This is a genomic window from Saccharibacillus sacchari, assembly GCF_037722395.1.
Classification (GTDB): domain Bacteria; phylum Bacillota; class Bacilli; order Paenibacillales; family Paenibacillaceae; genus Saccharibacillus; species Saccharibacillus sacchari_A.
The window spans coordinates 302,192-316,869 of record NZ_JBBKAR010000016.1; the positions used below are offsets into that span (position 1 = coordinate 302,192).

Annotated in this window: 9 protein-coding genes; all 9 read right to left on the minus strand. The window is 54.7% G+C overall.

Going from position 1 to position 14,678, the window contains the following annotated elements:
• Nucleotides 1–285: 285 nt before the first annotated feature.
• Nucleotides 286–747 (minus strand): hypothetical protein, encoded by a 462-nt coding sequence (locus WKI47_RS05555; RefSeq protein ID WP_340226163.1) that lies wholly within the window; start codon nt 745–747, stop codon nt 286–288.
• 136 nt (nt 748–883) lie between these two features.
• The gene (locus WKI47_RS05560; RefSeq protein ID WP_340226164.1) at nt 884–1,810 is read right to left on the minus strand and encodes an NADP-dependent oxidoreductase; all 927 of its coding nucleotides are present in this window, start codon (nt 1,808–1,810) and stop codon (nt 884–886) included.
• A 284-nt stretch (nt 1,811–2,094) separates the two neighbouring features.
• Nucleotides 2,095–4,161: a beta-galactosidase gene (locus tag WKI47_RS05565; protein ID WP_425355432.1), complete on the minus strand. Its 2,067-nt coding sequence runs from the start codon at nt 4,159–4,161 to the stop codon at nt 2,095–2,097.
• A gap of 813 nt (nt 4,162–4,974) precedes the next feature.
• Nucleotides 4,975–5,853, minus strand: a complete 879-nt coding sequence (locus WKI47_RS05570) for a carbohydrate ABC transporter permease (protein ID WP_340226165.1) — start codon at nt 5,851–5,853, stop codon at nt 4,975–4,977.
• Between the two features lie 51 nt (nt 5,854–5,904).
• Nucleotides 5,905–6,795 carry an ABC transporter permease gene (locus WKI47_RS05575; protein WP_340226166.1) on the minus strand — a complete coding sequence of 297 codons (891 nt, stop codon included), beginning with the start codon at nt 6,793–6,795 and terminating at the stop codon, nt 5,905–5,907.
• Nucleotides 6,796–6,983: 188 nt separating this feature from the next.
• Complete coding sequence (locus tag WKI47_RS05580; RefSeq protein WP_340226167.1) at nt 6,984–8,672, minus strand: sugar ABC transporter; 1,689 nt, start codon at nt 8,670–8,672, stop codon at nt 6,984–6,986.
• A 588-nt stretch (nt 8,673–9,260) separates the two neighbouring features.
• Nucleotides 9,261–10,916, minus strand: coding sequence for a response regulator (locus tag WKI47_RS05585; RefSeq protein WP_340226168.1), 1,656 nt, complete (start codon nt 10,914–10,916; stop codon nt 9,261–9,263).
• Nucleotides 10,917–10,943: 27 nt separating this feature from the next.
• Nucleotides 10,944–12,710 (minus strand): sensor histidine kinase, encoded by a 1,767-nt coding sequence (locus tag WKI47_RS05590; protein ID WP_340226169.1) that lies wholly within the window; start codon nt 12,708–12,710, stop codon nt 10,944–10,946.
• Between the two features lie 165 nt (nt 12,711–12,875).
• On the minus strand, nt 12,876–14,609 hold the full coding sequence (locus tag WKI47_RS05595; protein WP_340226170.1) for a HAMP domain-containing methyl-accepting chemotaxis protein: 1,734 nt from the start codon (nt 14,607–14,609) through the stop codon (nt 12,876–12,878).
• Nucleotides 14,610–14,678: the final 69 nt, after the last annotated feature.

Sequence of the window (14,678 nt, forward strand, 5' to 3'; positions counted from 1 at the left end):
GAAAAGAGGACTTTAAACCTGTCGAAAACGTCCGACGTAGCTGGAAGCGAGAAGACGGAGAGAGAAATTCAGGGCAAGACGCCTTTGAACTCGGAAAGATTCCTTATTCAAATCCAATCCATCTTTCCGAGTGAGACAGCGGCTTGTGAAGCATTTCGAAGAAATGCACTTCGGAAGCCTATGCTGGCAATTTCTCTCGCAGTCTTCTCGCTTCCCACGTCGAAGCAACGTTTCCGACAAAATGAAAGCCCTCTCGATGAGGGCTTTTTCATAAGAGTCAAAATATCATCCGATACGCAAACAACGATTATCGTAAAAAGGAAACTCAAGATCGGCAAGATTCAAAGCGGAGCGGGACCGGTAGCGGGTATGTACGGAGACGTTGTCGGAATCTTGGCCGTCGCGCAGATTCCAGATTTCGATATGCGTTTCCCGTTCCAGATCGGCTATGTAAACCCATAACGCGGCTTCGAAATCGAGTTCCACCTGAAGAGCGTAGACATGCCTATGTCGGGTATGGAGCTGCAAACTTTTGGGAACCGACGGACATTTTTTTACGGAAAAAACGTTAACCGCTTTGGGATCGGGAGCATAAAGAACGGTGGAGTCGGGGTCCATTTCTTCCCAACGCGCATCGCCGGGCGGTACGCCGAGATCCATCATTTCGCGTACGGTCGCGAGCCGATAGCCGGTCGGTTCGACTTCGGGAATCGGACGATCCGAGGCGATCCAGTGAACAAAACTCATATCGCTCGCCTTCCTTTCGATTGGCTTATACGCTCTCAATACTAAAAGTAAGATAAAAGCACGATTTCCTTAACCGCCTTCGCGGAAGGAAACCGTGCGGATGAATCATATCCATCGAAACGACGGCGCTGCGCCGTTATTTTTCGCGAATTACGATTTTACCTTTCGCGTGATGGCTTTCGCTTTTGGCATGGGCGTCGCGCACGCCTTGCTCGTTGAGCCAGTAAGTCGAATCGATAATCGGCTTCAACTCGCCTTTTTTGATCAGGTCGGCCAGTTTTTCCAATTGCTCGCCTTTGGGTTCCATCATGAAATGCGCCGTATGGATGCCGAAGTCTTTAGCCAGGCTTTCGTCCGGTTTTTCCAAGATCGAGACCAGATGGCCGCCGGGCTTCAGCACTTTGAAGCTTTTATGCTGAATATCGCCGCCCATCGTGTCGAGTACCATATCGTAATCCGAGAGCACCTCGGAGAAATCTTCTTGTTTATAGTTGATAAAATGGTCGACGCCGAGCGATTTCAACAACTCTTCGTTTTCCGCGCTTGCCGTGGACGCAACCGTCGCACCTAGATGCTTCGCAATCTGGATTGCCATGGTGCCGACGCCTCCCGCTCCCGCGTGGATCAGCACTTTATCGCCTGCTTTGACTTTTCCGTGGTCCACCAGCGCCTGCCACGCCGTCAGACCCGCCAAAGGAATCGCCGCCGCTTCTTCGTAACTCAAGTTGTCCGGCTTTTTCACGACAACATCCGCGTCTACCGCCACATACTGCGCATACGTGCCGAATACCCTCGGACGGGCAAATACCGGATCGCGCAGCTTGAAACGACTTACGTTATCGCCGACTTCTTTTACGATGCCCGCAACGTCTCCGCCAAGAATCAAAGGAAACTCGCCGGCCGCTGCTCCCATCGCGCCTTCCCGAATCTTCGTGTCGACCGGATTCACCGATGTCGCGTACAGCTTGATCAGGATCTGGTTCGCATCGATCTTAGGTTCGGGTACGCTCTGTTCATGCAGCTTATCAGGTCCGCCAAACTCCTCAATTACGATTGCTTTCAAATACATCCTCACCTTTCTGTAGCAGGTTGGCCTTGCTTCCAATGCTATTACCCCGGCTGTTCGAAATAGACCCTGCTGCGAATAGGAAACAAGGCTTTCGACACGGAAAAAGGGTTCGAATAGGCTTGTTTCAGCGCTGTCAAGTCTGAAAAAGGAGTCTTACGAACCGTGCCCGAAGCCGAGTCGGTAAGTGAACATTTGAAGCCAATCCGCACAAAAAAGAACGGACACGCGCACACTCTGTGCGTATCCGTTCTTCGTTTTGACATCATGTTCCGGTTCTTCTAGCCGCGACGGCGTTCCAGCACCACCACGTCGTAAGGCGCAAGCAAAAGTTCGCTGCCGAGCTGTTCGCCTGTCGCCGGATCGCGGTAACTTTGTTGATCCAGCGGGAACGGAACAGCCTCGGGACGATAGTTTTGCACGAACACGAAGTCATTTTCGCCGTTCGTGCGCACGCTGGCCGAAGTGCCTTGCGGCAGATCGACGTCAAGCGCTTTGGCGACGCCCGCTTTCCGAACCAGCGCCGCATAAAATTCGTCATGGAAAGATCCGCCTGTACGCGATGCCATATAATACGCTTCGCCTTCGCCGAACGTGTTCACGGTCAGCGCCGGACGGCCCGCATAAAAGTCGGAAGCATACTCGCCCAAGCTTTCCGCGCCTTCCAGATGGATCAGGTCGCAGATTTCGGAAACTTCGTATTCGCCCGACAGTCCCAGCGTGCCCGAACCGTTCAGACGCAAAGCGTTCCGGTCACGGTCATGCAAACCTTCCAATTCTTCGGACCAGATGCCCAGCACGTTACGCAGAGGCCCCGGGAATCCGCCCAGGAAGCATAGGTCCGTCTCGTTGACGATGCCCGACCAATACGTAACGACCAATGTGCCGCCGTTTTCAACGAACTTTTCCAATCGCTCGCCGACGCCTTCGCGCACCATATACAGCATCGGCGCGACGATCAATTTATACTTGGAAAAATCGACATCCATACTGATTACGTCGGTCGGAACGCCAAGCTTCCATAACGCTTCGTGATGCTTTTGCGCCGTTTCTTCGTACTTCACGCCTTTGTTGCGCGGGCCTTGCGAATCGTTGACCGCCCAGCGGTTTTCCCAATCGAAAATAACGGCGGCTTCGGCCGGTACGGACGTGCCGACGATCCGGTCCATGCCTTCGAGCGCGCGCCCCACGTCCGTCACGTCCGAGAACACGCGGGTATGCTCATGCCCGACATGGTCGACGACGGCGCCGTGCAGTTTTTCGCTGGAACCGCGGCTTTTGCGCCATTGAAAATACTGCACGCTGTCCGAACCGTGCGCGACCGCTTGCAGCGACGACAGCAGGTGCATGCCCGGACGCTTGAGCTTGCTCACGTCCTGCCAGTTGGTCAAGCTCGGCGTGCTTTCCATCAGCAGGAACGGACGTCCGCCTTTGATCGAACGTACGATATCGTGCATCATAGCGATTTTTGCCGCTTGATTCGAGTCTTCGTCGGCGTCGTGCCACGTCGGATAGCTGTCCCACGATACGAAATCGAGCGCGTCCGCAAATTTCCAGTAATCCAATCCTTCGTAAAACTCCATAAAGTTGGTCGTCACCGGCAGCTCGGGATTGATCTCGCGCAGCGGCGCCGTTTCATGGTTGATAAAATCGACCGTGCGCTGCGTGACGAACCGGCGCCAGTCCAGATTCATCGCGTGCACCTGCTTTTCCCCGTGCGGCGCCGGCGATTCCACCTGCGACCAATCCGTGACCGTATGGCTCCAGAACGTCGTCCACCACGCATGGTTCAACTCGTCGAGCGTACCGTATTTGTTTTGCACGAATTTGCGGAACTCCGCCTGGCACAAGTCGCAATGGCAATCGCCGCCGAATTCGTTGGAGATATGCCAGCCGATAACGGCCGGATGATCCGAATACCGCTCCGCCAGTTTACGATTGATGATCCCCGTCTTCTCGCGGTACGCAGGCGAAGTCGGACAATGGTTATGCCGGAATCCGAAAAGATTGCGCACTCGGTTTTCTTCGGTGCGCAGCACTTCCGGGTACTTCTGCGCCAACCACGCCGGACGCGCCGCGCTCGGCGTGGCGAGCAGCGCGTAAATGCCATTTGCCGCAAACCGATCCAAGACTTGGTCCATCCAGTCGAACGTGAACACGCCTTCTTCCGGTTCGAGCATCGCCCACGAGAAAATTCCCACGGACATCACATTACATTTCGCCAGTTTCATCAAACGAATATCTTCTTCCAGTATTTCCGGGTAACGGAGCCATTGCTCCGGGTTATAGTCGGCTCCGTGCAGCATGTGAGGCACTTTTGCGCTCACGGGCGGGTAAACGTACGTCAATGTTTTCACTCTCCTTAAAATGGTTGGGATGGCGGGATTGGCGGTTGGGTGGCGCTGCGGACAAAGGGGGCTTCGATCGCTGTTGAAAACCGATTCCCTCTGATTGTATAAAACATGGCTGGAGGGTGGGAATCGGTTTTCAAAGGCGAGCGCTGACGCTTCTCCGCCTCCCTTTGTCCTCCGCTTGGCAACCGCCGGGGTTGGGGTGTAGAAGGGCAAAGCCAAAGAGCAAAAACAAGAGCAAAAGCAAAAAGTACTAATTATGAGATTGCGAGATTATTCAATCTAAAATCTTCGCTTGATTCTGGCAATATCCTTTAAGGTCGTTTATTTTTCACATGTAACATGCCTCTTAAAACCTGCTGTTGTCGCCTGTCTCTAGCGAACAACAGCCCTGCCCCTCCCTAAAATCGAGGGGCAGGGCTGAACGGTCCTCGGAGTTCGCGCGCCCTTTGTAAAAGCAGCGCGCGCGTGCGTACGTAGCGGAGGGGTGAAGGGATCGAGGATCGCCTTTGAACGACAGTGAGACAGCGACCGCAGACCCTTCACCCCGCAGCGTCCTCCGTGCGAACCTCCTTCCCCCTCCCTTAGAGGCGAGGTGCAAGCTAAGCCGGGTCTTCCGATTTCCAGCGCGCCCTTTGCAAAAGCAGCGCGCACGTGCGTACTAAGCGGAGGGGTGAAGGGATCGAGGATCGCCTTTGAACGATAGTGAGACAGCGACCGCAGACCCTTCACCCCGCAGCGCCTCAGTACGCCCACCGTAGCGCTCTCCTTTTGCGGAGGCCAAGCGCAGAACCGAGAGAGACGGTCGGATCAGCCTTTCACCGAGCCTACCGTCATCCCTTTTACGAAATACTTTTGCAGGAACGGATACACGATCAGGATCGGAGCGCTGCCGATAAAGATTTGGGCGGCTTTGACGGTCGTTTGCGAGATCAGTTCCATTTCTTTCGGATTCACGCTCATCGAACTCATATCCTGCTGAATGATAACGGTTTGCAGGAACGTCGCCAGCGGGAAGTCTTTGGCGTTGTTCAGGTACAACAGTCCGTCAAACCAGGAATTCCAATGGAACACCATGCTGAACAGCGCGACGGTCGCGATCGAAGGCAGCGAGATCGGCAGGAAGATGCGGAACAGGGTGCGGAAATGGCCGGCTCCGTCGATCAGCGCCGCTTCCTCCAGCTCTTTCGGAATGCCGCGGAAGAAGTTGAGCATCAAGATGACGAGGAACGTGTTGACGGCGCCCGGCAGGACCAGCACCCAGAACGAGTTGATCAGGCCGATTTTTTGGATCACGATATAAAAAGGAACCAGGCCGCCGTTGAAGATCATGCTGAACACGAAAATCCAGGAGTAGACGTTGCGGCCTTTGAACACGCTGTTTTCTTTGGACAGCGCGTATGCCGCAAGGAACGTAATCAGCAGCGTGATCGCCGTGCCGACGACGGTACGCATGACCGATACCCACAGCGAATGCAGGAACAACGGATTGGCGGCGGTTTTTTTGTACGCTTCGAGCGAGAAGCCGACCGGCCATAGACTGACCAGATTGGCGTCGGCCGCCGCTTTGCTGCTGAACGAGACGGCCAGCACGTGCACGAGCGGAATGATGCAAAGTACGGCCAGGAAGATCAGAAAAATCGTATTGAAAACGTTGAATACGCGGTAACCTGTCGTTTTATGATACATGGAGTTCCCTCTTTCCCCGGAAAGCGACCGCGCGATCGCGCGGTATCCGGCTTAGAAAATGCGATACCCGGCCCATTTGTAGGCGAGACGGTACGAGATCAGGATCAGGATCATGCTGATCACCGATTTGAACAATCCGATGGCGGTACCGAAGCCCATTTCCCCGTTGAGGATAGCGGTGCGGTACACGAAGGTGTCGATGATGTCGCCTTTTTCGTACACGAGCGGATTGTAAAGGTTGAAGATCTGGTCGAAGCCTGCGTTCAGCACGTTGCCGAGCGCGAGCGTACCGACAACCATCAGGATCGGGATCAGCGAAGGAACGGTAATATGCAGCGTCTGCTTCAAGCGGGTCGCGCCGTCGATCTCGGCCGCTTCGTACTGCGACGGGTCGATGCCCGCGAGCGCGGCCAGGAAGATGATCGTGCTATAGCCGAATTCTTTCCAAATATCGGACACGATAACGGTGAAGCGGAACCAGTCGTTGTCGCCGAGGAAAAAGTACGGCCCGAGTCCGAACACTCCGAGCACCCGGTTGACCAGGCCGCCGGTAGCAAGCAGGTCGATCAAGATCCCGCCGAGGATGACCCACGACAGAAAGTGAGGCAGGTAAACGAGCGTCTGGATGCCGCGTTGCAGCGCCGTTTTGCGAATCTCGTTCAGCAAAATGGCGAATACGAACGGCACGACCAGGTTGAAGATCAATTTCAGAACGGCGATAAACAGCGTATTCCAGATGACCTGAACGCTGTCTTCACGCTCGAACAGATACCGGAAGTTGTCCAGTCCTACCCATTCGGAACCGCTGATGCCGAGCCACGGCTTGTAATCCTGAAACGCCATGACGATCCCGCCCATCGGGATATAGCTGAAAATGATCAGGAAGATCATTGCCGGCAGCAGCATCACGTGGAACGGCCAGGTTTTTTTCAATGTTTTCAAACGCTTCTCCTCCTTCGACTGCTGAAAAAGGGCATGGGAAAGCAAAGGCCGCAGGGAAGGTTTCCCCCTGCCGCCTTCAATTTCCGCGGCTGCCGCAGAACGCTTCGCTTTACGAGTTAACGGTTCCGCGTTGCGTCCGGCCCGGGCTTTCGGTAAACCATCCGGGCCGAACGATCGCGGAGCGAAGCTTATTTTTTAACTTGGTCGTACCATTCGTTGACTTCTTTCGTGATCTGGTCGCCGCCGCCAGCTTTCCAAGTGCTTACGAACTCGTCGAAAGCGTCAGCCGTTTTTTTGCCGTAGATGATTTCGTTGAACGTTTGGTTTTCCATTTTGTTGAGGTAATCCATTTTGCTCTTCATCGTTTCGGTCGTCGGGCCGGTGAACATGTCTTTGTAGGAAATGTCGTCCTGCTTGAGCAGAACCTGAGCCGCGGCCGGCGTTTCTTTGCCATAGTTGACCGCTACGTCTTTTTCCAGCTTGGTTGTCGGTTCGTTGCCTTCGGCCAGACTTTGCAAAGCTTTCATCTGCGCATCCGGGATACGGGCGCCGTCGCGTACGAGCAGATAACGTACCACGTTCACGTAACCGCCGTCGATCTCTTCGATCGGAAGCTGTTTGCCGTTGGCGTCGAGCTGATAATCGTACCCTGCGAACAGGCCATTGTCGTACTGGCTGCCCGGTTCCGGGTTGGCGTAGTTGTCGAACAGATAGTTTTGGTACGTGAAGAACGCTTCGGGATGTTCCATGCCTTTTTTGATCAGCGTTACGCCGTTGGTGAACTGCGTACCGTGTCTCATCGCTTTGCCATCCGGTCCGGCTGGAATTTCAATCGGCGTCCATACTGCGTCAGGCGCGTTTTGCACCGTGTCTTTCAGCGGCCAGCCGCTCATCCAGTAAGGTCCCGGAATGATGCCCGCCGTGCCCGCGACCGCCGGTTCCGACGTTTTGTTTTCGTCCCACAGCGCCGCTTCTTGCGGAATGTAGCCTTTTTTCAGCCATTCGCTGAGTTTTTCCAGACCTTGCTTCATGCCCGGCTGGATCGAACCGTACGCGAGTTTGCCGTCCGCGTCGAGGTTCCATTGCTGCGGCAGCGTGCCGTAAGCGCCGAAGATCCAGGACGGATCACCCATCCAAGTGTTCATCGACGTTTTGAAGCCGATGCTCAGCGGAACGACTTTATCCGGCGACAAGCCGTCCGGATTTTTGTTTTTGAATGCGTCCATGACCGTTTCCAGCTCGTCGATCGTGGTTGGGGCTTTCAGGTTCAGCTTATCCAGCCAGTCTTGGCGAATCCAGAGCAGGTAATCGTGGTTGTAGGCGTAATCGAGTACCGGAATACCCATCTTTTTGCCGTCGCGCATATAAGCGTTCCAGACGTTCGGGTCTTGGTTGATCGCTTCTTTCCAAGTGTCGGACGCGTACTTGTCGAACAGCGGCCCGACTTCTTCGTACATGCCGGAGTCGATCAGGTCTTGCGCGATCTGGTTGTCGGCGGTGCCGATGGTCAGAATGTCGGGCATTTCTTGTCCGGACGACATCGCCAGACGCAGCTTCGTGCCGAACGCGCCGTTGGTGTCGGTGACGGACCAGAGCGACTTGATATCGATACCGAATTGTTCTTTGGCCCATTTGGTTGCGACGCTATTTTCGATCGTTTCGCCGTTTTTGAAAGTTAATGTTGGATCGACGCCCCAAGCGGTCGAGATCGTGACGGGCGGATCGTATTTTTCTTTGTATACGTTTTCAGCGCTTGGCGTCGCACTTGCCGCGCTTTCGTCTGTTTTGCCTCCGCCGGAACATCCTGCGAGTGTTGTAGCCAGCATTGCGCCGGCAGCCAGAAGCGGCAGCCATCTTTTGCGGGATATCGCTTTCATGTTGTTTCCCCCTTGTTTCGTCTACCTTGCTTCTTTATTATAGGGGCGGATTACGAGAAGGCCTATGTCGCGATTGCAACATTCCTGCACCTTTGGCAAGCAAGGTACAGAATAGCGGTTCCGGCTTATGAAGTTCGGAGCGAGCGCAACCGCCTTTCGAAAGAACGTGATTTGCGTGCGAATTCTCGCGAGGTTGTTGTAACGGATCGTATATCCGTTAAACGCCTCTTTTGCTCCCTTTTGCGAATGTAACGGATCGTAGAGACGCTTAGACATCGAAATGCGATGAAATCAGGTCGGAAATCTGCTTTTCATTCCTTTAAGCGTCGTCTCGATCCGTTAGAAAGGGGTTAAAGAGGAAAAATTGAGGGTGAGGTCGAGGTTGAGATCAGGATCGAGACCAAGGGCAGGATCAAGGTCAAGGTCAAGACCGTCGTTGAAACAATTGGCGTTGCGAAAAAGGATGTGCCCTCCTTTTTCGCAACGCCGTTTCAACTTATGGAAAACCATTTAAAACCTTTAGGACCTTGGCGCTGAAACAGTTAGACGCCTTATTCAGGATCTTCTATCCTGAATAAGGCGTCCGTTTCAGCTTTCCCTAAATTCGTTCGGCGTCATGCCGTATTGTTTTTTAAACATCTTGCTGAAATACTGCGGGTTCTGATAGCCCAACTCGCTGGTGATCTCGTAAATCTTTTTCCCCGAGTTTTTCAATAGATGGGCGGCGCGTTCCATACGCATACGGATGATATAATCGCCCAGCGCTTCGCCGGTTTCGGCTTTGTAGATTTTCGACAGGTACACAGGGTGCAGATAGACTTGGTCGGCCAGCGTTTTGACGGACAGGTCGCCGTCCAGTCCGGTGCCGACCAGTTGGCGGACACGGCTGACGACTTTGCTGCGGCTGTCGCCGGCTCCGGCCGAGGTTTGTTCGGCCAGGCCATCGAGTAACCGAAGTCCCCAGGCTCGCAAGCGCTGCGGCTGCTGAATCAGACCGCGCGCCAATACGGGATCGAAGCCTTCTTCGCCGCCCAACTCGCCTACCGGTTGACCTTCGCGGTGCGAGATGAACAAGAACGCGTTGGTCATCCACAAATATATTTCGTACATCGGCGGGCCGGCCAATCCGGCTCGTTCCGCCGCGTCGAATACGCCGGAAATTTTCGCGCGCGCTTCGTCCCACTGATGCGATTCCAACAGATGCAGCAGCGTCGGCGGCGTGTACATCAGTTCGGTAACGCTGCCCCGGTCGTCGCCCGCGGGCGAGACCGCGTCGGATACCGACGCTCCGGATGCTGCGGCTTGCGGATCGACGTATACGGTGCGACCGCCGGTTCCGGCGGCATACAGCGAGCCGAGCGTGCGCCGGTAAGCCGCTCCGGGATCGCTGCCGCCAAGCTCGAATACGGTGGATACCGAAAGCGAGATTTCCCCTTTCAAATACAACCGCACATGCTCTTGCAGTGTCTCCAGACGGCGGTCAAGCCCGCGCGCCGTCTGCTCCAAAGCAGGCTCGCCGCCCGTGTCGCCCGGCTGAAGCAGCAGCACCAAGCAGCCATGCGGCCCGCTTCCGTACCACAGCGGCTGCCCGCGCAGCACTTCTTCCGCGATATTGCCCGCCGCGAAGTCTATCAATTCCAGCGAAGACTCGTCCATCGTGGCAAAACGTCCTTCCAGACGGGCGAGCAGCATCAACGTCGTTTGTCCGGCTCGCAGCGACAGTTCGTACGCGCGCAGCTGCTCGCTCAGCGCTTGCGGATTCACTTCCCGTCCCAGCAGTAGCTCATGCAGCAGATTTTCCCGCAGCACTTTGTAATCGGACTTCCGGCTGTACAGCAATCGGTGAACTTTATCGAACTCGTCCCATTCTTCGCGCAACGAATCCAAAGCTTCCGATACCGCGGCAACGAATTCGTCATCGTCCACCGGCTTGAGCACGTAATCGCTGGCCCGGAGTTGAAGCGCTTTTTTCGCATAGGTAAAATCGCTGTGTCCGGTCAGCAAAATGCAGCGTACGCCCGGCCAGCGCCGTCCGATCTCTTCGATAAGCTGAAGCCCGTCCATGCCCGGCATCCGAATATCGGTCACCACCAGATCAATCGCTTCTTCCTCCATAATCGCCAGCGCTTCCGCTCCCGAAGCGGCGCGGCGCACCGTACTGACCCCAATCTCCTCCCAGGGAATGGTCAACTCCAAACTTTCCGTTACATAGGTCTCGTCATCGACAAGCAGCACTTCGATCATAATCGGAACTCCTTTCTTTTTAAAACGTTATATCGAGCGCCGCGGCGCTTTTTCCTCGTTATCGTACGAATGCTCGTTCCAGACCAGCATGACCGTCAAGCCGCCGAGCGGCGAATCTTCGGTGCGAACGCCGGCTTCCCGGCCGCTTCGCAATTGCAGGCGCTGGTTGACGTTCCATAATCCGCAGCCCGTTTCTTCGCTCAGCGGTTCGGACAACCGCTGTTCCAGCCTTGCCCGTCCGGCTTCGTCCAATCCTCCGCCGTTGTCCTGGACGCGAACGATCACGGCGCCGTCTTCGCCCAGCTCCCCGGAGATCCGAATCATTCCGGATTCCGCATGAGGCTCGATCCCGTGAATCACGGCATTTTCCACGAGCGGTTGCAGCATAAGCGGCGATACATAAAGATCCAGCAGCTTTTCCGGCAGGTCGATCACGTAATCCAGACGGTTCATGCGCATCTTCTGAATCTCCAGGTAATGGCGCACGAATTCCACTTCTTCTTTTAAAGGCACCAATTCCCGCTCCTGCCTCGTCGTATACCGGTAATATCTCGACAGGCTGTGCGACATCGCCACAACCGCGTCCACCCGTCCGAGCTTCGCCATACTGGTCACGAACGATAGACAGTTATAGAAGAAATGCGGATTGATCTGCGATTGCAGCTGCTTGAGCCGAGCTTCTTTGACATGCAATTGCTCCAGATAAACGTGCTCGAACAGATTCTGAATCTGATCGACCATCTGGTTAAAGCGCTCGGACAGGAAACTGAATTCGTTACGGCCTTTCGGCTTGATGCGCACCGAATAATCTTCCTGTTGCAAACGCTGGAAGCCTCGAATCAACTGACGGATCGGAATCTGTACCTGTACATAAAGCAGATAAGCGGCCACCGATCCCATCACGAGCAGCATCAGAATCGAAAAGTAGAATAACAGATTGGACTTTTGGATCGGCGCGAGCATATCGGCCAGCGGCATATAGTCAATCAGATACCAGCCGGTTTCTTTGGATAACACAATGCTGACCATATAAGGCTCGCCGTCGATGCTGATCGTCAGATTGTCGCTTTCCGGCAGCGGCGAGACGTTCAGCTTTTCCATCATTTTCCCGGTCAAGTCGCGGTCCGACGTCCGGTTATAAATGACGCCCATATCTTCCCGGTAATAAAAAGGATCATGGCGCCCGTCGGTCTTGAACTTGTCGAGCATATTCTGGATATTGCGGCTGTCGAATTCAAGCTCCACGATCGTTTCGGCTTTCAACGCGGGATCGGCGATACCGTAAGGGGCGACCGTGAACCAGGAGAACAGAAAAATATCCTCGTTGCCGTCTTTCGCCCGAGTCACCTGCCAGCCCGGCTTAATCGTCGCTTGCAGCAAGGCCGGATCGTACTCGCGGGCATCGTTTTCCGATACCACGCGTCGCAGCGAAGGGGAGTACAGATGCAGGCGGCTTTTCCAATTCGACGAACTTTCCTGAATGCTCAGCTTGTTCTGAATACGCTTGACCAGATTGATCTCGTCGAGATTGAAATAACCGCCGTTCGTATATAGTTTGCGGAAGCTTTCGATGTCCGGATCGTGAATCAATAGATTCGGCCAAGAAGCGAGCATTTCGATATTGGTATTGACCTGACTTTGGAAAAAGGCCAACTGGTTCCGGTTCGACTCGCCGAGTTCCGCGCGCAGCACGTCCGTCGTGGTCTTGTTCGAATATCCGTACAGCAAAGCCACCGGAATCCACATCAGGGTCAGAATCAGAATCATTTTCGTAAAAAGATTGGCGCGTGGCATCGGAGTTTCCTCCCTTTCGGTGTTTGCAAGCTCACTAATTGTAAGCGGTAACAATGAGGCCGGCAAGAGCATTCTCGCAACATTTCGGTTGTTTTGATAGCGAAAAAAAGCTGCCTCGGGCCATAGCGATGGCTTTCGGGGCAGCCTTCCGTTCATAAAAGATCGTTAAATTTTGAATTTCGCGATCAATCTGCTAAGCTCCAGCGCGATTCCGTTCACTTTTTCCGAAGAAGCGGACACGATATCCAGCGATTCCCGTTGAAGCTGCGAAGCCTGCGTCACTTCGATAGCGCTGCCTGAGGATTCCTTCGCAATGCCCGCCAGTTCGCTCACCGAGGCGGCCACTTCTTCGGAGCTGGCCGACATCTGCTCGGTAACAGCCGACATATCTTCCGTCTGCGTGGATACATTGCCGATCGCCGCTTCGATCCGTCGGAACGCTTCGCCGGAACGTTGCGACAGCGTAAGACCCATTTCGACCTCGTGCATGCCTTCCTGCATCAACACGACGGCTTCGTCCGTTTCGTGGATCATCAAGCCAAGAATGCCCGAGATCTGATTGGCCGAAGTCGCCGACTGATCGGCAAGCTTGCGGACTTCCTCGGCGACAACCGCAAAGCCTTTGCCATGATCGCCTGCTCTTGCCGCTTCGATCGCCGCGTTAAGCGCCAGCAGATTCGTTTGCGAAGCAATCCCGGAAATCAATCCCGCAATGCCTTCGATCTCGCGCGAACGCTCCTGAAGCTCACGAATCCGCTCTGCGGAACGTCCTACCGAACTGCTGATGGCCGACATCTGTTCGCCGACGCGGTCGATCGACTCGCCGCCCGCCGTAGCTTCCGTTTTCATCTCGGAAGCCGCTTCCGATACCTGATAAGCCGTTTGCGCGATCTCCTGAATGGCACGCGACATCTCTTCCATCACTCTCGACGTTTCCTCGGCCGAACTTTCCTGCGTACGGGCGCCTACGCTCATGCGCTCGGCGCTTTCCGTCACGCCGTTTTGAATACGTACGTTTTTCTCCACTTCTTCCTGGAGCGCGGACGAGGAGTCGGCCGCTTGCTCGGCGCGACTCTGCACGCCGGAAATAATACTTTTGATCTCAAGCGCCATCTCGGAAAACTTGCGGTTCAAATCGCCGAAGTCGTCTTTTCGATCCGTATGCAGCTGTACGTTCAGGTCGCCGTCGTTCATTTGACCGATCGCTCCGAACAAGTCGCGGATCGGCTTCATCATGCGGCGCATCACGAAAAATTGCAGCGTCAGCACGGCGATAAAGCAAATCCCCATCGCCAGCAGCGAAGTCATCAAAATGTCTTGCGTGTTGCGGGCGATATCCAGCGCGTTGATATCCAGCCCCATCACCGCGACCACGTTGCCGGAATCGTCCAAAACCGGTTGAAGCATGGTCACCCACGTTCCGTACACGTCGCTGAAAGCGTTTGTGCTCGCCGCCTGCTTGTTATCGATCACGTTTTGCATCGCTTTTTGCATCTCGGCCGGATTTTCGTAGCGTTCGCCCGGCACCATGCCGTCCGCGATCAGATGCGTGGGCGAAGCGATAATCGTTTCCGACCCATTGGTCATATCGGCGCCGAACACGTAAGCCTGCGCGACGTTCGGGTTCAAATCGGATACCTGGTCGAGCATTGCAGTCAGCGTTTTGCCCGTTTCGTTGTCCGGCGACGGATCGGCGACCGCAGCGGCGATCAAATCCGTGCCGATCTGCGCTTTCACGTAATCCGTGACGCCCAGGTACTGGCTGCGAAGACTGTCGAGCGCCATCTTTTGTTGGAGCTTTACCGTGATCCCTGTCAACAAACCGCCGACCAGCAAAATGCCGAACGCAATCATCATCATATTTTTCGCAAAAAACGTCAGTCTGAATTTGGTTCTCATGATGTTCCCCTCGTTTCTTTCCTTAATAAATGGTGCGAAGATCTATATCTATTTTTCGACAAAAAAATC

Excerpts from the sequence above, each read along its gene's own strand:
- WKI47_RS05570 (WP_340226165.1), bottom strand. The coding sequence starts at position 5,853 with ATGTATCATAAAACGACAGGTTACCGCGTATTCAACGTTTTCAATACG.
- WKI47_RS05555 (WP_340226163.1), bottom strand. The coding sequence starts at position 747 with ATGAGTTTTGTTCACTGGATCGCCTCGGATCGTCCGATTCCCGAAGTC.
- WKI47_RS05585 (WP_340226168.1), bottom strand. The coding sequence starts at position 10,916 with ATGATCGAAGTGCTGCTTGTCGATGACGAGACCTATGTAACGGAAAGT.
- WKI47_RS05590 (WP_340226169.1), bottom strand. The coding sequence starts at position 12,710 with ATGCCACGCGCCAATCTTTTTACGAAAATGATTCTGATTCTGACCCTG.
- WKI47_RS05595 (WP_340226170.1), bottom strand. The coding sequence starts at position 14,609 with ATGAGAACCAAATTCAGACTGACGTTTTTTGCGAAAAATATGATGATG.
- WKI47_RS05580 (WP_340226167.1), bottom strand. The coding sequence starts at position 8,672 with ATGAAAGCGATATCCCGCAAAAGATGGCTGCCGCTTCTGGCTGCCGGC.